Source organism: Rhizomonospora bruguierae (assembly GCF_018397995.1).
GTDB classification, from domain to species: Bacteria; Actinomycetota; Actinomycetes; order Mycobacteriales; family Micromonosporaceae; genus Rhizomonospora; species Rhizomonospora bruguierae.
Map to the genome: position 1 here is coordinate 1 of NZ_BBQH01000040.1, position 17,481 is coordinate 17,481.

The 17,481-nt window shown below is 73.5% G+C and carries 17 protein-coding genes, 2 tRNA genes and 1 other RNA gene; 8 read left to right on the forward strand and 12 right to left on the reverse strand.

Translation table 11 applies throughout. The annotated features are described in order from the left end of the window. The coding region (locus tag KJS59_RS20625; RefSeq protein ID WP_213454595.1) for a DNA polymerase III subunit gamma and tau at positions 1-1,663 on the reverse strand (1,663 nt) is incomplete at its 3' end. A 186-nt stretch (positions 1,664-1,849) separates the two neighbouring features. Beyond that, positions 1,850-1,944: signal recognition particle sRNA small type (gene ffs / locus KJS59_RS20630), an RNA gene on the reverse strand. Between the two features lie 81 nt (positions 1,945-2,025). Here ffs and KJS59_RS20635 point away from each other — a divergent pair. After that, positions 2,026-2,110, forward strand: a tRNA-Ser gene (locus KJS59_RS20635). A gap of 1,059 nt (positions 2,111-3,169) precedes the next feature. On the opposite strand, the gene KJS59_RS20640 is transcribed toward KJS59_RS20635, so the two are convergent. Next, positions 3,170-3,256 (reverse strand) — tRNA-Ser (locus tag KJS59_RS20640). 76 nt (positions 3,257-3,332) lie between these two features. Here KJS59_RS20640 and deoD point away from each other — a divergent pair. The 3 genes from deoD to KJS59_RS20655 all read left to right on the forward strand — a co-directional run bounded on the left by deoD (position 3,333) and on the right by KJS59_RS20655 (position 5,212). After that, on the forward strand, positions 3,333-4,040 hold the full coding sequence (deoD, locus tag KJS59_RS20645; RefSeq protein WP_213454596.1) for a purine-nucleoside phosphorylase: 708 nt from the start codon (positions 3,333-3,335) through the stop codon (positions 4,038-4,040). Between the two features lie 88 nt (positions 4,041-4,128). Beyond that, entirely contained in the window at positions 4,129-4,767 is a 639-nt protein-coding gene (locus KJS59_RS20650) for a TetR/AcrR family transcriptional regulator (protein WP_213454597.1), read from the forward strand. Between the two features lies 1 nt (position 4,768). Next, positions 4,769-5,212 (forward strand): acyl-CoA thioesterase, encoded by a 444-nt coding sequence (locus KJS59_RS20655; RefSeq protein ID WP_213454598.1) that lies wholly within the window; start codon positions 4,769-4,771, stop codon positions 5,210-5,212. On the opposite strand, the gene tadA is transcribed toward KJS59_RS20655, so the two are convergent. The 4 genes from tadA to KJS59_RS20675 form a co-directional block, all read right to left on the reverse strand. After that, positions 5,213-5,719: a tRNA adenosine(34) deaminase TadA gene (gene tadA / locus KJS59_RS20660; protein ID WP_283775831.1), complete on the reverse strand. Its 507-nt coding sequence runs from the start codon at positions 5,717-5,719 to the stop codon at positions 5,213-5,215. Next, positions 5,716-6,246, reverse strand: coding sequence for a tRNA adenosine deaminase-associated protein (locus tag KJS59_RS20665; RefSeq protein ID WP_213454599.1), 531 nt, complete (start codon positions 6,244-6,246; stop codon positions 5,716-5,718). The genes tadA and KJS59_RS20665 overlap by 4 nt, the downstream gene beginning before the upstream one ends. A 161-nt stretch (positions 6,247-6,407) precedes the next feature. Next, positions 6,408-6,584: a hypothetical protein gene (locus tag KJS59_RS20670; protein ID WP_213454600.1), complete on the reverse strand. Its 177-nt coding sequence runs from the start codon at positions 6,582-6,584 to the stop codon at positions 6,408-6,410. Between the two features lie 89 nt (positions 6,585-6,673). Beyond that, the gene (locus tag KJS59_RS20675) at positions 6,674-7,078 is read right to left on the reverse strand and encodes a hypothetical protein (RefSeq protein WP_376771219.1); all 405 of its coding nucleotides are present in this window, start codon (positions 7,076-7,078) and stop codon (positions 6,674-6,676) included. Between the two features lie 91 nt (positions 7,079-7,169). Here KJS59_RS20675 and KJS59_RS20680 point away from each other — a divergent pair, with 91 nt between their 5' ends. Then, positions 7,170-7,943 (forward strand): M23 family metallopeptidase, encoded by a 774-nt coding sequence (locus tag KJS59_RS20680; RefSeq protein WP_376771225.1) that lies wholly within the window; start codon positions 7,170-7,172, stop codon positions 7,941-7,943. Between the two features lie 78 nt (positions 7,944-8,021). Next, positions 8,022-9,014, forward strand: a complete 993-nt coding sequence (locus KJS59_RS20685) for a prephenate dehydrogenase (protein ID WP_213454601.1) — start codon at positions 8,022-8,024, stop codon at positions 9,012-9,014. A 5-nt stretch (positions 9,015-9,019) separates the two neighbouring features. On the opposite strand, the gene KJS59_RS20690 is transcribed toward KJS59_RS20685, so the two are convergent. Next, positions 9,020-9,775 (reverse strand): translation initiation factor eIF-2B alpha/beta/delta subunit family protein, encoded by a 756-nt coding sequence (locus KJS59_RS20690; protein WP_213454602.1) that lies wholly within the window; start codon positions 9,773-9,775, stop codon positions 9,020-9,022. A gap of 22 nt (positions 9,776-9,797) precedes the next feature. Between KJS59_RS20690 and KJS59_RS20695 the strand changes: the two genes are divergently transcribed. Continuing rightward, entirely contained in the window at positions 9,798-10,877 is a 1,080-nt protein-coding gene (locus KJS59_RS20695; protein ID WP_213454603.1) for a PHP domain-containing protein, read from the forward strand. A 134-nt stretch (positions 10,878-11,011) separates the two neighbouring features. Here KJS59_RS20695 and KJS59_RS20700 read toward each other — a convergent pair whose 3' ends face one another. Beyond that, entirely contained in the window at positions 11,012-12,037 is a 1,026-nt protein-coding gene (locus KJS59_RS20700) for a DMT family transporter (protein WP_213454604.1), read from the reverse strand. A gap of 102 nt (positions 12,038-12,139) precedes the next feature. Here KJS59_RS20700 and KJS59_RS20705 point away from each other — a divergent pair, with 102 nt between their 5' ends. Beyond that, positions 12,140-13,807, forward strand: coding sequence for a DUF885 domain-containing protein (locus tag KJS59_RS20705; RefSeq protein WP_213454605.1), 1,668 nt, complete (start codon positions 12,140-12,142; stop codon positions 13,805-13,807). A 51-nt stretch (positions 13,808-13,858) separates the two neighbouring features. Here KJS59_RS20705 and KJS59_RS20710 read toward each other — a convergent pair whose 3' ends face one another. From KJS59_RS20710 to KJS59_RS20720, 3 genes are all read right to left on the reverse strand, one after another. Further along, positions 13,859-15,379 (reverse strand): DUF6114 domain-containing protein, encoded by a 1,521-nt coding sequence (locus KJS59_RS20710; protein WP_213454606.1) that lies wholly within the window; start codon positions 15,377-15,379, stop codon positions 13,859-13,861. 79 nt (positions 15,380-15,458) lie between these two features. After that, a complete protein-coding gene (locus KJS59_RS20715) occupies positions 15,459-16,079 on the reverse strand; it encodes a DUF6230 family protein (RefSeq protein ID WP_376771221.1) in 621 nt (206 codons plus the stop codon). A 328-nt stretch (positions 16,080-16,407) separates the two neighbouring features. Continuing rightward, on the reverse strand, positions 16,408-17,391 hold the full coding sequence (locus tag KJS59_RS20720) for a pirin family protein (protein WP_213454607.1): 984 nt from the start codon (positions 17,389-17,391) through the stop codon (positions 16,408-16,410). Positions 17,392-17,481 lie beyond the last annotated feature (90 nt).

Sequence of the window (17,481 nt, forward strand, 5' to 3'; positions counted from 1 at the left end):
CCTCGCAGCTGATCTGCCAGCGGCCACCGAGCACCTCGTAGATCGCGTCGGCCAGCGGGCCGGGCGACGAACTGAGCAGGGCGGCGAGCGCGCCCGTCTTGAAGGTCAGGATGAGCGTCTCGCCGTCCAGGTCCCGGACCGTGGCCTCGCGGGCGACCGCGGCCACCTTCTTGCTCTTCGTGCCGACCATCGTCAGGATCTCGCCCCACACCCGCCGCACGGCGGCCGCGTCGAGGACCCCGGGGGCGCCCGCCCTGACGGGCGCCGGCGTCGTGTCACTGGCGGCCGGCAGGGCGCTGGTGGGCGCCGCGACCGGGGCCGGCTCCATCGCTGGTGCCGGGGGGCTCGGCGGCGCCTGTTCGGCGTCGACCGGGCCACCGGCGGGGGTACCGGTCGGCGAGGCCGACCCCGGAGCGGGTGCCTCCGGACCCGCGGGGCGGGCGGGCGGCTCCGCCGGGGCGGGGACGGTGGCCGCGGGTACCTCGTGATTCTCACCGGCGGTGAGGGTGAGCCGCCGCTCCATGCGCTCGAGGCGCTGGAGCAGGGCGTTGTTGGCGTCGTCGGCCGCGGGCAGCAGCAGGCGCGCGGCGATGAGTTCGAGCAGCAGGCGCGGCGAGGTGGTGCCGCGCATCTCGACCAGGCCGTTGTGCACGATGTCGGCGCAGCGCGACAGCGTGGCCTGACCCATCTGCTGTGCCTGCACGGACATGCGTTCGAGCTGGTCGGAGGGGGCGTCGAGGAGTCCCTTGGCGACCGCGTCCGGCACCTGTCGCAGGATGATCAGGTCGCGCAGGCGCTCCAGCAGGTCCGAGGCGAAGCGGCGCGGGTCGTGGCCCGCCTCGACCACCCGGTCGACCGTCGCGTACGCGGCGGCGCCGTCGGACGCGGCCAGCGCGTCGCACATCTCGTCGATGAGGGCCGCGTCCGTGACGCCGAGTAGGCTGACCGCGCCCGCGTACGTGACGCCCGCCGGGCCGGCGCCGGCGATGAGCTGGTCCAGCACCGAGAGCGAATCCCGGGCGCTGCCCCCGCCGGCCCGCACGACCAGCGGGAACACCGCCTGCTCGACGGCCACGCCCTCGCTGGCGCACAGCTTCTCCAGGTACGGGCGCAGCACGCCGGGCGGGATCAGCCGGAACGGGTAGTGGTGGGTCCGCGACTTGATCGTGCCGAGCACCTTCTCCGGCTCGGTGGTCGCGAAGATGAACTTGACGTACTCCGGGGGCTCCTCCACCAGCTTCAGCAGCGCGTTGAAGCCCGCCGACGAGACCATGTGCGCCTCGTCGATCACGTAGATCTTGTACCGGCTGGTCGCCGGCGCGAAGAACGCCCGCTCCCGCAACTCGCGGGCGTCGTCCACGCCGCCGTGACTGGCCGCGTCGATCTCGATGACGTCGATCGACCCGGGCCCGTCCGTCGCCAGCGCCTGGCACGACCCGCACGCGCCGCACGGCTCCGGCGTCGGACCCTCGGCGCAGTTCAGCGAGCGGGCGAGGATGCGCGCGCTACTGGTCTTGCCGCAGCCCCGCGGCCCCGAGAAGAGGTACGCGTGGTGCAGCCGCCCCGACCGCAGCGCCTGCGACAGCGGCCCGGTGACGTGCTCCTGACCGATCACCTCGCCGAACGTCTGCGGCCGGTACTTGCGGTAGAGCGCCAGCGACACCGCGCCCACCCCCTCTCGACCGCGCCATTCTTCCCGCCCCCGTGGGGCGGCGGCCACCCCCGTCGCCCCATGAGCCTGCCATCGGCCTACGACAGTTCGGCCCACGGGCCGGCCGACTCGCCGACGCGGCCCCCGGCCATGCCGGATTCGGGCCGGAGCGGGGCCGGAGCCTGCCGCGGCCGGAACGAAAGGGCCCCCCGTGCACCCGTCAGAGCCCGCTTATCCTTGCTGCCTTCCGGCCCTGGGGAGGTTCACGAGATACACGCCGCACGAGGGGCACGACAACTGTACCCGGTCCGGCCGGCACGCCGCCGCGGGTGGTGGCGCCACGGTACGCCTGGGAAGTCTGTATCCTTGCCGGCGGAGGATTCGCCTAGCGGCCTAGGGCGCACGCTTGGAAAGCGTGTTGGGTTCACACCCTCACGAGTTCGAATCTCGTATCCTCCGCGCTGAGCAGGGCAAACGTCGAAGGGTCGGACCCGTCGGGTCCGGCCCTTCAACGTTGTCCGGGGCTGCCGCATCCGGGTAGCGGCAGCGGTCGCGCGCCCGGCACCGACGGCCATGCGGTACCGGCAGGCCAGCGCGTTGGGCCGCCGAGTGCGAAGGCGGTATCCTCATGCGGTACGGCGACGCGGGGCGCCTCGGCGAGACCGGCGGGACGACGACCAGGACTCGCACCCGCCACACCCGGTCCCGGCATCGCTGTAACTCTCTTGTTAATAACGTGCGACACCGGCGACCGCGCTGAGTGCGGAGGGGCACAAAGCGGTAGCGGCTCCGGTTATTGCGGCGTTCCCAGAGCGCCCGGCACTGATAGGCGAGCGCCCTTCGCCCCGTCAGTTAACCGGGCGCTTCCGTGCGGCCGAAAAGCGATCACTGGCAATTACAGTCATTGTGGAATATGCGCGCGGCGCACCGCCTCGCCCGCACGGCGAGAGGGCCACCGGGTGGGGTTGGCGCTGGTGAGCAGCAAGATCGTCACCCGGCGCGGTGGCCCATCGACACCGAAAAAGTAACGGAAAGTTGCCGGAAGGGGACGCCCCGCAATGGCGACCCCGGGGATATTCACCTTTTTCACGCGGTGCTATAACGTGGCCGGGTGAGAGTTGAACGGCACTGGTGGAACGGCAACCGAGGCCAACTCGGTCGCCGCGATGTGTACGTGCGCACCGACGGCGAACTGTGGGAAGTCGAAGCACAGGTCGGCGGTGCCGAGGGTCGATCAAAGGTGCAGCAATGCCCCGGTAAAGCGTCGGCCATGATTCTCGCTAGCGCGTGGCTCGGCGGTCGGTCGGAGTGGCGGGAGATGCCCTGCTGACCCGGTCCCCGAGCGCGCCATCCCCCTCAACCCATCCCCCTCGGTAAAACGAAGAAGGCCCGGCCCCCCGCCGGGCCTTCGCCGGATCCAGGGTTCGCCGCCGCGACAAACCGGACCGCCCGTCTGCCAGAAAGCAGCGACGCCCGGCGGCTCACTCAGAGTCGCCGGGCGTTTCGCCTGGTCATGAGCGGTGGCGGCGGGATTTGAACCCGCGGAGGGCGTGAACCCTCACACGCTTTCGAGGCGTGCTCCTTAGGCCGCTCGGACACACCACCGCCGCAAAGGGTACCCGACGCCCCGGGGTGACGTCCCATCGGTATCCGGCGTGCCAGCCCTGGCAGGATCGGGGGCATGAGTGTGCATATCGGTGCCCAGCCGGGTGAGATCGCAGAGCGGGTCCTGATGCCGGGCGACCCGCTGCGGGCGAAGTGGATCGCGGAGACGTTCCTTGAGGACGCGAAGTGTTACTCCACGGTGCGGGGGATGTTCGGCTTCACGGGCATGTACCGGGGCGAGCGGGTGTCGGTGCAGGGTTCGGGGATGGGGATGCCCAGCGCCTCGATCTACGCCCATGAGCTGCTGAGCGAGTACGGGGTGCGCACGCTGATCCGGGTGGGGTCGTGTGGGGCGCTGGCGGAGTCGCTGCGGCTGCGGGACGTGGTGGCGGCGATCGGGTCCGCGACCGACTCGAACATGAACCGGGTTCGTTTCGACGGACTGATCGACTACGCGCCGGTGGCGGACTTCGGGCTGCTGCGGGCGGCCGTGGAGGTGGCGGAGCGGCGCGGGATCGCGGTACAGGTGGGTTCGGTCCTGGCGGCGGACGCCTTCTACACGGACCGGCCGGACCTGTACGACCGGCTCGCGGAGTACGGCGTGCTGGCGGTGGAGATGGAGTCGGCGGCGCTGTACACGATCGCGGCGCGGTTCAAGGCGCGGGCGCTGACCCTGCTGACGGTGAGTGACCACATCAAGACCGGCGATCGGACCACGGCCGCCGAGCGGGAGCAGACCTTCTCCGAGATGGTCGAGATCGCGCTGGAGGCCGCCCTTTCCTGACGGTCCCGTCCGGGCGCCCGCCCCTGTGACCTCACCCACGCAGGAAAGTTAACGACCGGTCGTTCGTCTTTCGGTAGAGTCCCCCGGCATGGGGACGCGAGTGGACGGGCGGCTGCTGCGCGGCGAGCGCACGCGCAACGCCGTGCTCGACGCCGCCGTCGCGCTCGCGACCGAGGCCGGGCTGAGCGGGCTGTCCCTCGGGCAGCTCGCCGACCGGCTCGGCGTCAGCAAGTCCGGGCTGTTCGCCCACTGGCGGTCCAAGGAAGAGCTTCAGCTGGCCACCGTCGAGCGCGCCAGCGAGCATTTCATCGAGCACATCGTGGTGCCGGCGCTGCGCGCACCGCGCGGCGTCCGCCGGCTCTGGGCCATGCACGAGTACAAGCTCGCGTACGAGCGGGGCGCCGTGCTGCCCGGCGGCTGCTTCTTCACCAATGCCCAGTTCGAGTACGACACCCGACCCGGCCCGATCCGGGATCGGCTGGCCGACGCGCTCGCCCAGTGGATGGCCACCCTCGTGCGGCTCTCCCGGGAGGCGATCGACTCCGGCGAACTGCGCCCGGAGGTGTCCCCGCAGCAGCTTGCCTTCGACGTGAACGCGGCCAGCGCGGCCGTGGTCTACCAGGCTCGCCTGCTACCGGCCGCCGAGGCGTTCGCGCTGGCCAGGGGCGGCGTGCTGCACCGGCTGCGCGCCCTGTGCACCGATCCCGACCTGTTACCGGAGGACTGAGATGAGCCTGGCCGCCCTCGCCGTGGAGTACGGGCACGCGGAGCCGATCGAGATCCACTTTGACGAGTTGGACGCGATGGGGCTGGTGCACAACGCCCGGTACGCGGTGCTGCTGGAACGGGCGCTGGCCGGGTACTGGGCGCGGTACGGGCATTCGTACCGCGGCGGGCGGCCCACCTCGCCGGACGCCTTCACCGCCGTCCGCGAGTTCACCATCGCCTACCAGGTGCCGATCCGGGGCACGGGCGAGGTGCTCGTGCACTTCTGGCTGGAGCACCTGGGCGGCAGCAGCGCCGTCTACGGCTTCCGGTTCGTCAGCCCGGACGGCTCGACCACCTACGCCGAGGGCCGGCGCGTCAACGTCCGCCTGGACCCGGCGACCCTGCGCCCCGCGCCGTGGACCGACGCCGCCCGGTCGGTGGCCGTCACCCTGCTCAAACCGTAGTTATCCACAGGGCCCGGCGTTGTCCACAGGTCGGTGGAAGAACGCCCGGAGGAGGGCGGCGCAGTCGTCCGCCAGTACCCCGCCGTACACCTCGGGGCGGTGGTTGAGCCGGCGGTCCCGGACCACGTCCCACAGCGACCCGACCGCGCCGGTCTTCGGCTCCCAGGCCCCGAAGACCAGGGTGTCGATCCGCGCCAGGACCAACGCACCCGCGCACATCGTGCACGGTTCGAGGGTGACCACCAGCGTGCAGCCGGTCAGCCGCCAGCGGCCCAGGGCGACGGCGCCCCGGCGCAGCGCCAGCACCTCGGCGTGCGCGGTCGGGTCGCCGGACAGCTCGCGCTCGTTGCGCCCGACCGCCAGTTCCTCGCCGTCCGGACCGAACAGGACCGCCCCCACCGGCACGTCGTCCGGACCGCCGGGCAGGCCCGAGGCGGCCGCGACCGCCAGGGCGCGGCGCATCCACCGCGCGTGCCGTTGGGCGCGGGTCGGCTGTGCCGGGGTCACGCCTCCCGCAGCTCCTCGATCTCGTCGCCGCAGCCGATGATCTGGCCGATCTCGGCGGTCACGTCGGCGGGCATCATCCCCTCCTCGCCGCAGAGCTTGAGCAGCCGGTGCGCCGAGACCCCCAGGTCGGCCAGGAGGTCCGCGTCGCCGACCGGGTCCGCATCCGGGTCGCCGACCGGGCCATGATCGCCGTCGCCGGTGTCCTCGCCGTCGCCGGCGGGCGCGGCCACCTCCTCGATCTCCAGCGCCGGCGCCTCGAGGTCGCCGAGCAGCAGGGCGCCGATCCGGGACTCCTCGGCGAACGCCGAGTCGGAGCCGAACACCCGGATGTCGCCGGCCTCGTCCACCCGCACGATCGCCAGGTAGGCGTCGTCGGCCTCCACGAACAGCACCGAACCGGTCGCCTCCGGATCCGCCTCGCGCATCCGGTCGGCCACCTCCTCCACATCCGCCGCGCCGGTCAGGTCCAGCTCGGCGGCGCTCCAGCCGTCCGGGCCGCGGGACGCCACGGCAGCGAAGTACGACACGGTCCCCCCAAAGAAGTCGCGGCGCTGGCGAGAATCGTCGGTGCCGGTCCGCACCCCAGGTTGTGGCGGCCGGATGGCCGTCACGCGAAACGCTAGCGAATCCAGTCGGTCCGCAGTCGGTCAAACGCCGGACGCCCGCCGGATGCCGTTGCCGCCCGCGCTCAGCCGGCAAGCCGGCGGCGCTGGGCGATCAGCGATCGGAGACGGTGCTCCCCGTCCCGCCGCGGCGACAGCCGCCCCGCGGCGCGCCGCGGGGCGATCGCGCCGGCCCGCGCCGCGAGCAACTGGAGCCGCCGGCGTTGCCGGTCGGGGTCGAGCCGGGTGGGGGTCCAGGCCATGGGCCGAGCGTGCAACCTGGGCCTCGCGCCGTCAACCCCGTCGCGCCCCGCGATGGGTCGGGCACCCGCGGTTTCCGCCGATGGGGCGGTTACCAGAGCGGCCAGTCGAGGCGGGTGGACCAGTAGGCCGCGATGACCACGGCCGCGATGGACCAGCCGACCGCCGCGCTGATCGCCACCCCGGCGGCCACGCCGCGGTCCCCGGCGCGCCCCAGCAGCAGCGCCGCCCCCCAGGCCAGCAGGCCGGCGAGGATGGTCCACCAGCCGTACCCGCGCAGCGTCGACGCGATCAGTCCGAAGAGCAGCATCCACAGCGCACCGGCGCCGAGCCCCGCCAGCAGCCCGGCGGCGCGGACGGGGTGCGGCTCCCGGTACGAGGGCCGCTGGCGACCGGCCGGGAACAGGCCGGACGGGTGGCGCCCCGGCGGCGCCGCGCCGGGCGGGGGCACGGCCGGCTGGTACGCGAGGTGCGACTGGTACGGCCGGTTGGTCACGGCTCACCCACCCCCTCGGTCCCGGCTGGGTCGAGCCTACCGGCCGGCGGGCGGGCCGGTTCGGAACGTGCGGATCTGTCAGGATGACCGGGTGCTGTTCCACGGCGAGCCTGCCCCGTCTCCCCGACAACGCGCCGCAGCACCAATCGCCGGCATCCTGGCGGCCGCCGGTGCGCTGGCGCTGCTGGCGGGCTGCGGCACGGCCGGCGGGCAGGCCACCGGGGCGGAACCCGCCTGGGTCGCGGGCGGCACCAGCGCGCCGGCGAGCACCCCCGCGGGGGAGCCGAGCACCGACGCGCCGACAACCGCACCGCCCACCCCGACGACCAAGCCCGCTGCCAGCGCCGCCCGTTACGTCTTCCCCGTCGGCGGCAAGCCGGCCTCGTACCACCACACCCACAGCGGCTACAAGGCGACGGACATCTTCGCGGGCTGCGGCAAGCCGGTCCTGGCCACCACGGACGGGATCGTGCTGGAGGTCAGCCGGGAGGACACGTACAGCAAGTCGGGTCCGCAGGGCCCGGACAACGGCGGCCTGTCGGTCTCCCTGCTCGGCGACGACGGCGTCCGCTACTACGGCTCGCACCTGTCCAAGATCGTCGCGGGTGTCAACGCGGGCGTGCGGGTGCGCGCCGGCCAGCACATCGGCGCCGTCGGCCGTACGGGCAACGCCAACAACGTCTGCCACCTGCACTACGGCATCTCCCCGCCGTGCGCCCGCACCGGCGACTGGTGGATCCGCCGCGGCGTCATCTGGCCCTACCCGTACCTCGACTCGTGGTACGCCGGCGGCAACAAGTCCCCGGTCGCCGAGACAACCCGCTACAAGAAGACCACCGGCTGTCCCAAGGCTCCCGCCACGTAGCCCGAATTCCACCCGGGGTCACGCGTGGGCCCGCACCGGCCCCCCGCACGGGGGCGGCGGTGTGGGACAGTTCGCGGCGTGGATGTCGCCGTGATCGGTCTCGGGCTCATCGGTGGCTCGCTGGTACGGGCGCTCGCCGCCGCCGGCCACTCCGTGCTGGGGTACGACGCGGACCCGGCGACCCGCGCCACCGCCCGGACCGCGTCCGCGCAGGCACCCGCCGGCACCCGCTGGCAGATCGCGCCCACCGTCCGGGACGCGGCGGCCCGCGCCGAGGTGACCGTGCTCGCGGTGCCGCTGCCCGCCGTCGCCGGGGTCCTCGACGAACTCGACGGCGCCGGGTACGCGGGGCTGGTCAGCGACGTGACCTCGGTCAAGGGGCCGGTGCGGGGCATGGTGGCGAGCCGGCTGCACCGGCGGCACAGCCGGCTCGCGGGGTACGTGGGCGGGCATCCGATGGCGGGCCGGGAGACCTCCGGCTTCGGCGCGGCCGACCCGGAGCTGTTCGCCGGCTGCGCCTGGGTCCTCTGCCTGGAGCCCGGCGAGACGGTGCTGCCGGACTGGCTGACCATGGCCGCGCTGGTGACCGCGCTCGGTGCCCGCGCGGTGCCGGCGACCGCCGCCGACCACGACCGCGCGGTCGCCGCGGTGAGTCACGTCCCGCACCTGCTGGCCAGCGCGCTCGCCCGGGTCAGCGCCGCCGAGCCGCTCGCCGGCACGCTCGCCGCCGGCTCCTACCGGGACGGCACCCGCGTCGCCGCCAGCCGTGCGGAACTGGTCGCGGCGATGTGCGGCGGCAACGCCCCGGCGGTCCGGCCGGCCCTCGACGAGGTGATCTCGCTGCTCACGGCGGCGCGCGCCGCGCTGGACGCCGGTGATCCGATCGCCGCCCTGACGCCGTGGCTGGCGCCCGGTAACACCGCCCGGCGCGCCTGGCCGCCCTCGCCCGGCAAGCCGGTCGACCTGCCGGCGGACCCCGACGCGCTACTCGCCCTCGGTCGCGACGGCGGCTGGGTCACCGCCGTGGCGGCGGACCGGCGCACGGTCACGGCCGTGCGCCCCGCCCGGTAGCGGGATCAGACCCGCTCGCCCCGGTCCAGGCGGACCGTGCGGCGCTCGGTGACGATCACGGTGACCAGGTCCGCCGGGGTGACGTCGAACGCCGGGTTCACCGCGTCGACCTCGCCGCGCGCCATCAGGAACGGGCCGGCGCCGTCCACGGCCAGCCGGTACGCCACGCCCTGGCGGGCCAGTTCCCAGGCGGTGAGGCGGGCGCCTTGCAGCAGCGGGCGGGTCTCGCTGGCGATGACGCCGCCGAGCACCCCGCGCCGGTGCAGTTCGGTGACCACCCCGAGCGCGGTGCCCACGGTCACGGCGGCGAGCGCGCCGGTGTTGCAGTGCGTCAACAGCCGCGGGCGCCGCCCGCACAGCTCGATCAGCAGGTCCGCGCCGCGGGTGGCCATCGCGTCCGAGGCGGCGATCTCCTCGTCCCGGACGGTCAGCGCCTCGGCGAGCACCGCGTCGGGCCCCTCCGGCAGCCGCGCCGCCGCCCGCCGCGCGCCGCGGGCCAGGTTCACCGCCGTCGGGCGCGCGTTCTGGATCCGGCGGACCGCGGCGGCCAGCGCCGCCGGGTCGCCCGCGTGCTCGCGGGCCGCCAGGGCGACGCCCAGCGCCCCCGCCACGCCGAGCGCCGGCGCGCCTCGCACCGCGAGCCGCTGGACCGCCGCGACCAGCTCCTCGACGGTGCCCAGGCGCAGGGTCACCTCGCGGGCGGGCAACGCGGTCTGGTCGATGATCTCGATGGCGCCGGCCGCCCAGTCAATCGTCCGCATGCGGTCAGCCTAGGGTTGTCGCATGGCCGGATCTCGGGACCCGATTGAGGATTTGCGCCGCATCGCGTTCCTGCTGGAGCGGGCGAACGAGGCCACGTACCGGGTGCGGGCCTTCCGGTCGGCGGCCAAGGCGCTGGCCGGCCTGCCCGCGGAGGAGATCGCCGCGCGGGCCGCCGCCGGCACGCTCACCGAGCTGGCCGGGGTCGGCGAGGTCACCGCCCGCTGCGTCACCGAGTCGCTGACCGGCGAGGAGCCGGTGTACCTGCGCCGGATGGCGTCGGTCGAGGGCGGCGATCCGGGTGCGGCGGCCGATGCCCTGCGCGGGGCGCTGCGCGGCGACTGCCACAGCCACTCCGACTGGTCCGACGGCGGCTCCCCGATCGAGGAGATGGCGCTCGCGGCGGTGCACCTCGGCCACGAGTACCTGGTGCTGACCGACCACTCGCCGCGGCTGACCGTGGCCCGCGGTCTCACCCCGGCCCGCCTGCGCCGGCAGCTCGACCGGGTGGCCGAGATCAACGAGCAGCTTCCGGCCGGCTTCCGCATCCTCACCGGCATCGAGGTCGACATCCTCGCCGACGGCTCGCTGGACCAGGAGGACGACCTGCTCGCCCGGCTGGACGTGGTGGTCGGCTCGGTGCACAGCGGGCTGCGTGACGACGAGGCCCGGATGACCCGGCGCATGCTGCGGGCCGTCGAGAACCCGCACCTGGACATCCTCGGTCACTGCACCGGTCGGCGGGTCTCCGCGACCGGGGTGGGTCTGAAGGGCGCGGGCGACGCCTCGCACTCGCGCACCAGGACCCGCCCGCCGAGCGCCTTCGACGCCAGGCGCGTCTTCGCCGCGTGCGCCGAGTACGGCAAGGCGGTCGAGATCAACTGCCGGCCGGACCGGCTGGACCCGCCGAAGCGGCTGCTCCGGCTGGCGGTCGAGGCGGGCTGCCCGTTCGCGATCGACACCGACGCGCACGCGCCCGGCCAGCTCGACTGGCTGATGTTCGGCTGCGAGCGGGCCGCGCTGTGCGGCGTACCGGCCGAGCGGGTCGTCAACACCTGGGACGCCGGCACGCTCACCGCCTGGGCCGCCGCCCACGCCGCCTGAGCGGGACGCCACGGTGGTTGGCGCCCATTTCCCAAGGGCATGGTCGGCCGCGCCGGACCCGGACGACCGGCGCGTTGCCGGATCGCCGGCGCGGCCTCGCCGCGACTCGACCGACCCTTCCGCGCCGGCGCTTTCTAGACGCTGGGGCTGGCCTCCGGCACGGGCGGCGGCGCCACGGCTGGACCGGGTTCGGGGGCCAGCGGGCGCGGCCGCCGGCGCCGCAGCACACCCTGCGAGACGGCCACCCCGACCAGAATCAGCACCGCTCCGGCCGGCTGGTACCAGACCACGTGCTCGTGCAGCGCCAGCACGCCGATGACGCTGGCGACCACCGGCATCAGGTAGGTGACCGAGGCGGAGGTGCTGGCGCCGGCGATCCGGATGATCCGGAAGTTCAGCACGAACGCCACCCCGGTACCGAGCGAGCCGAGGGCGAGCACCGCCGCGACCACGTCGCCGGAGAGGGTGGTCGGCGCGGGCGGCGCGCCGGCGGCCAGCGGGGTGACCACCGCGAGCAGCGCCGTGCCGACGATCAGTTGGGCGGCCGAGATGGCCAGCCCGGACTCGGGGCGGCCGGCGACGAACCGCTTCTGGTACGGGATGGCCACTCCGTAGCAGGCGGCGGCGCCGAGGCACATGAGCTGGCCGGTGAGCTGGGCACCGCCGACGCCGTGCCAGACGCCGAGGACGACCAGGACGCCGAGGAAGCCCAGCGCGACGCCGGCGACACGGCGGGCGGTGATCCGCTCGGTCCGGAAGGCGAGGACGGCCAGCGGCAGCGCGACCAGTGGGGTGGTGGCGTTCCAGATGCCGGCCAGCACCGAGGAGACCCGCTGCTCGCCGAAGCCGAACAGGCTGAACGGCAGGGCGACGCCGACCGTCGCGGTGACCAGCATGTGCACCCACAGCCGCCGGTCCCGCGGCAGCGGGGTGCGGGTGATCGCCAGGATCGCCAGCAGCGTCAGCGCGCCGGCCGCGACCCGGCCCAGCGTCACGTACAGCGGGTGCAGTTCGCGGACGCCGACCTTGATGAGCAGGAAGCTGGATCCCCAGATCAGGGCCAGGGCGGCGAACGGCGGGAGCCAGCCGGCGAGGGACCCTCGCGGGTCAGGGGCAGGGCCGGTTTTCACTCCTGACACCTTGCCGTCCCGGTACGACATTTGTCGCGCCGATTCCGGACGCCGCACTGTGTGCCGCGTCACCGGCCGAAGTGGTCCGGTATTCGATGTTGACCCGGCCCGGCGGTGCCGTAGGGTCGGCCCGTGGGACGGATCGATGACCTCGCCAACCGTTATGTGACCGACTGGGCGCCGCTGAATCCGATCGGCGCCACCTTCGTCGGCATCGCCGGGTACGACGACCGGCTGGACGACCTGTCGCCCGAGGGGTACGCGGCCCAGGCCGACCTGGACCGGCGCGCCCTGGCCGAACTGGATGTGGTGGACCCGCGGACCGAGCGGGAGCGGGTGGCCCAGGAGGCCATGCGGGAACGGCTGGGCCTCAGCCTGGCGCTGTACGAGTCCGGCGAGGCGACCGCGGAACTGAGCGTGGCCACCAGCGGGCTACACTCGGTGCGCGGCGCCTTCGACCTGATGCCGACCGAGGGTGAGGAGGCGGTGGCGAACATCGCCGCCCGGCTCGCCGAGGTGCCGCGGGCGCTGGAGCAGTACCGGCGCACGCTGCTGGAGTCGGCGGACGCCGGGCACGTGAGCGCCCGCGCGCAGATCCTCGAGGTGGCCAAGCAGTGCGTCACCTGGACCGATCCGGCCGGCGACGACTTCTTCCCGGGGCTGGCGCGGCGGCTGTCCGCCGAGGGCGCCCTGCGCGCCGATCTCGATCGCAACGCCGAGGCGGCGAACCGGGCCACAGTGCGGTTCGGCGAGTTCCTGCGCGACGAACTGGCGCGACGCGGGCGCGAGAAGCAGGCGTGCGGCCGGGAGCGGTACGAGTTGGCCTCGCAGTACTTTCTGGGCGCCCGGGTGGACCTGGACGAGACGTACGCCTGGGGCTTCGCCGAACTGGCCCGCATCGAGGGCGAGATGCGCACCGTGGCCGACAAGATCGTCCCGGGCGGCACGGTGGACGACGCGGTGGCGGCGCTGGACGCCGACCCCGGCCGGACGATCGCCGGCAAGGAGGCGTTCCGGGACTGGATGCAGCAACTGGCCGACCGGGCCATCGCCGACCTGCACGGCACCCACTTCGACATCCCGGAGCAGGTTCGCCGGATCGACTGCCGGATCGCGCCGACCAGCGACGGCGCCATCTACTACACCGGCCCCAGCGAGGACTTCTCCCGCCCCGGCAGCATGTGGTGGGCGGTGCCGCAGGGCATCGGTGAGTTCTCCACCTGGCGCGAGGTCAGCACCGTGTACCACGAGGGCGCGCCGGGGCACCACCTCCAGGTGGCGCAGACGGCGGTCCGCGCCGACCTGCTGAACCGCTGGCAGCGGCTGCTGTTGTGGGTCTCCGGGCACGGCGAGGGCTGGGCGCTGTACGCCGAGCGGCTGATGGATGAGTTGGGCTACCTCCAGGACCCGGGCGACAAGCTCGGCATGCTGGACCTCCAGGGCTTCCGGGCGGCCCGGGTGATCGTGGACATCGGCATGCACCTGGAACTGGAGATCCCCCGGGACAACCCGTTCGGCTTCCACCCCGGCGAGCGCTGGACGCCGGAACTGGGCTGGGAGTTCATGCGCGGGCACTGCCGCCTGCCGGATGAGAACCTGCGGTACGAGCTGAACCGGTACCTGGGCTGGCCGGGGCAGGCGCCCTCGTACAAGGTCGGCGAGCGTATCTGGCTGAAGGCGCGGGAGGACGCCCAGCTGCGCAAGGGAGCGGCGTTCGACCTCAGGACCTTCCACGCCGACGCGCTGAACCTCGGCTCGATCGGGCTGGACCCGCTGGTGAAGGCGCTGGAGCGGCTGTAGCGGCGGCGCCGGTGGGGATGCCGGGCGGGCCCGCACGGCTTTCCCACCGGCTCAGGAGCGCGCCGTGACCTTCAGGCCCCTGGCGACCAGTTGGTACGTGTCCACGAACACCAGGCCGATCTCCGGCTTGGTGAAGGTCGCGAACGGCAGCGCGTTCATGACCGGAATGAGGATCTCCGGCGGTGGCGAGTCCACGCTGAAGGTCATCGGCGCGACCCCGATCAGGTCGCCGGAGAACTGGGTGCAGTAGAAGTACAGCGGGTCGCCGCCCTTTTCGGCCTCGACGGTGAGCCGGCTGCTGGTCAGGTCCGCGAGCTTGCCGCCGGGTCCGGTGGTGACCAGCTTGAAGTCGTCCGTGACCGACCGCCGCATGTGGAACTGAAGCACCCGGATCGTGCCGTTGTCGCGGGTGGGCAGGTCGGCCAGCCCGTCGTAGCGCAACTCGTCCATGCGGATCTTGGATCCGGTCAGCTTCGACGGGTGCGCCTGCACGGTCGGCTGCCCGGGCCGCGGTGGGAGGACGGTCTTCGGGGTGGCCTTGCCCCCGGGGGCCGCCTTGCCGCCCGGCGCGGTGGTGCCCGAGCAGCCGCCGATGGTCGGCCGCCCGGTCGGTACCGGGGCCGGCGGGGTGGTGGGCTGCCCGGTGGCGGTGGGCGCCGGCGTCGGCGCGGTGGTGGGTGCGGGTTCGTCCGCCGGCTCGTCGCCGCCGAGCAGCTTGCCGAGGCCGTCCGCGACGCCGCCGATGATGCCGGCGCCATCGCCGCCGCCGGACGGCGCGGGGCTCGTGGTGGGACCGGCCGTCGGCCCGGCCGCCCCCTTCGGCGCGGTGGCCGTCTTCGCCGGTGCCGGTTTGGCGGTCACGCACGGTGCCGGCGGTGCCGCGGGAGTGGCCTCGGCGGGCGCGGGCGCCCGGAAGACCGCCACCGTGCCGGCGGCCAGCGCCAGCGCCAGCAGCAGGACGGCGTAGGTGCCGCCGGTGCCGGGGGCGCCGCCCCGCGGCGGCAGCCGGCCGTCGTTGAGCCCGTCGGTGGTGGAGGGTTGCTCCCGGGTCGGTGCCTCGTCCTCCGGGTACCGGTGCCGCGGGATGGGGTAGCCGTCCCCGAACACCGCGTCGTACACCTGGTTGGGGCCCTCGTCCTCGGCCGGCTCGTCGCCCGGCCCGTCCGACGGGTCCGGCTCGGTGGCCGGTGCCTCCCCGGTGGCGGCCGGTTGGGGGCGTGGTTGCCAACCGAACGCGAGCGCGGAGCCGACGATGCCCAACAGCATGCCGAGGAGGAAGCCGCCGATGTTGAGCCCGATCAGCGAGTACACCGACGTGACCGAGCCGACGATCGCGTAGAACAGGCGCTGCTGCGGGGTGAACCAGATCAGCAGGCCGCAGAGCACCTCGATCAGCGGCAGCAGGTAGGACAGGTACCCCTCGGGGCCCATGTGGATCTGGATGCTGCCCAGGTCCAGGTTCGCGCTCAGGAACAGCTCGCCCCCGGCCAGCAGCAGGAGCAGACCGCCCCAGAACGGGCGGGCCCGCCGCCAGCGCCGGAACGCCGCCCGGTAGCGGCTCACCGCCGTCACTCGACCTCTCCTCGGCTCTCGTTGGCGTCAGCGATACCAAGCCCGCGGGGTCACCGCCCCGCGGGCTCCGGGCATTACCTCAGAAGCATTCCTTCGCGTCGCCGCCGACCAGGACCTTCATGGTCAGGCCCTTGAGCGCGAACGTGCCGGCGTGGGTCGAGTAGGCAATCTGCTTAAGACCGTCGATGTCTACCCCCTCCGCGGCCTGGCCGAAGCTGCCGTCCGCCTTGCCGGTCGCCAACTCGCCGCCGTCCCGGCCAATGTCGATGTTGGTGAAGGTGGCGTCGCCGCTCAGTTCCGTCATGCCGATCTGGAGGTTCTTGGCGGTCACGTGGTCGGCCTTCTTCGGGCCCTTGCCGGCCTCGATGCGCAGCACGATCTTCACGCCGAACGGGTTCTTCACGTCGACCGTCTGGCACAGGTTGGTCAACTCGGCCTGGCTGATCTCCGACACGGCGACCGGGATCGCCTGGCCGCCGGCGGTCACGTCGGCGCCGCCGTACTGCTTGAAGCCGGTGCCGTTGAGGTTGTCGGCGGAGACCTTGAACGACTGGCCCGAGACGGAGAACGAGGCGGCGATCGCACCGTTGGCCATGCCCACGACGATCGCGCCGGCCGCGACCGCGGAGGGGATCATGAGCGCGGCGAACCGCCGCCACCGGGTGCTTCCCTGCACCGGCGTGCTGTGGCTGTCCTGCACGGTTCCTCCTGGGAGGTTGCCGCCCGGGCACTGCGGGCGGTCAGCGGGGGTGCGGGCGGCTTTCGCGGCGCCGCGCCAGACACGGGCGGGGCGCCGGCCCAGATGCTCCCGCTAAGCGACGTGCGTCACAAGACCCGAGCTACTGGCTAGTAACCCGCACCCCCGCGGGTCGCCACCAACCGTCACGGTCCGTCACCACGCCACCCGCCGGGATAGCCCGCCAATTCGGACGTATCCGCTGTGGATGGCGCCGCGGGAAACACCAGGGGTGACCCGCTCAACGACAAGTTACAGTTCGGTAACAACACACGGTGCCGTACCGACGGGCTCAGGCGTCGTCGGTGGCGCCCCGGACCGCGCCGTGCGCGGCGGGGATGGTGCCCAGCCGGCCGGCCTGGAAATCCTCGAACGCCTGCACCAACTCGGCCCGGGTGTTCATCACGAACGGCCCGTACGCGGCCACCGGCTCGCGGATCGGCCTGCCACCGAGGATCAGCACGTCCAGGTGCGGGCTGTTGGACGCCTGCGCCGCATCGGCCGCGACCGTGACGGTGTCCCCCGACCCGTACACGGCGAGCTGGCCCATCCGGATCGGCCGCCGCTCGGCGCCGACGCTGCCGGTGCCGGCCATGGCGTAGACCAGCGCGTTGTACTCCGGCTGCCAGGGCAGTGTGAGCGAGGCACCCGGCGCCAGGGTGGCGTGCACCAGCGAGATCGGCGTGTGGGTGACGCCCGGCCCGCGGTACCCGGCCACCTCGCCGGCGATGACCCGCAGCAGCGCGCCGCCGTCCGGCGAGGAGAGCAGCACCACCTTGCCGGCGCGGATGTCCTGGTACCGGGGGGCGGTGAACTTCAGCGTGCGGGGCAGGTTCACCCACAGCTGGAAGCCGTGGAACAGCCCGCCGCTCACCACCAGGTGCTCCGGCGGCACCTCGAGGTGGAGCAGGCCGCTGCCGGCCGTCATCCACTGCGTGTCGCCGTTGGTGATCAGGCCCCCGCCGCCCTGCGAGTCGGAGTGCTGGAACTCGCCGTCGATCATGTAGGTGACGGTCTCGAAGCCCCGGTGCGGGTGCCACGGCGTGCCCTTCGGCTCGCCCGGCGCGTAGTCCACCTCGCCCATCTGGTCCATGTGGATGAACGGGTCGAGACTCCTCAGGTCGACGCCGGCGAACGCCCGGCGGACCGGGAAGCCCTCGCCCTCGTACCCGGTCGGTGCGGTGGTGAGGCTGACCACCGGCCGGTCGCGGTCGACGGCGGGGTCGGTGAGCGGGGTGCGCGGCAATTGCAGCGTCGGGGCGGTGACGGCGGGCATGACTCCTCCTTCGGGAGCGATCTGAACACCCACCCGAACGATACTTGATGCCGCAACATTCCGCTACGCAAGTACTGCCCCGGTGCCCCC

Bases quoted from the DNA above. Each gene is read 5' to 3' on its own strand.
- deoD (WP_213454596.1), top strand. From the start codon at position 3,333: ATGAGTGTGCATATCGGTGCCCAGCCGGGTGAGATCGCAGAGCGGGTC.
- KJS59_RS20650 (WP_213454597.1), top strand. From the start codon at position 4,129: ATGGGGACGCGAGTGGACGGGCGGCTGCTGCGCGGCGAGCGCACGCGC.
- KJS59_RS20655 (WP_213454598.1), top strand. From the start codon at position 4,769: ATGAGCCTGGCCGCCCTCGCCGTGGAGTACGGGCACGCGGAGCCGATC.
- KJS59_RS20670 (WP_213454600.1), bottom strand. From the start codon at position 6,584: ATGGCCTGGACCCCCACCCGGCTCGACCCCGACCGGCAACGCCGGCGG.
- KJS59_RS20690 (WP_213454602.1), bottom strand. From the start codon at position 9,775: ATGCGGACGATTGACTGGGCGGCCGGCGCCATCGAGATCATCGACCAG.
- KJS59_RS20695 (WP_213454603.1), top strand. From the start codon at position 9,798: ATGGCCGGATCTCGGGACCCGATTGAGGATTTGCGCCGCATCGCGTTC.
- KJS59_RS20700 (WP_213454604.1), bottom strand. From the start codon at position 12,037: ATGTCGTACCGGGACGGCAAGGTGTCAGGAGTGAAAACCGGCCCTGCC.
- KJS59_RS20720 (WP_213454607.1), bottom strand. From the start codon at position 17,391: ATGCCCGCCGTCACCGCCCCGACGCTGCAATTGCCGCGCACCCCGCTC.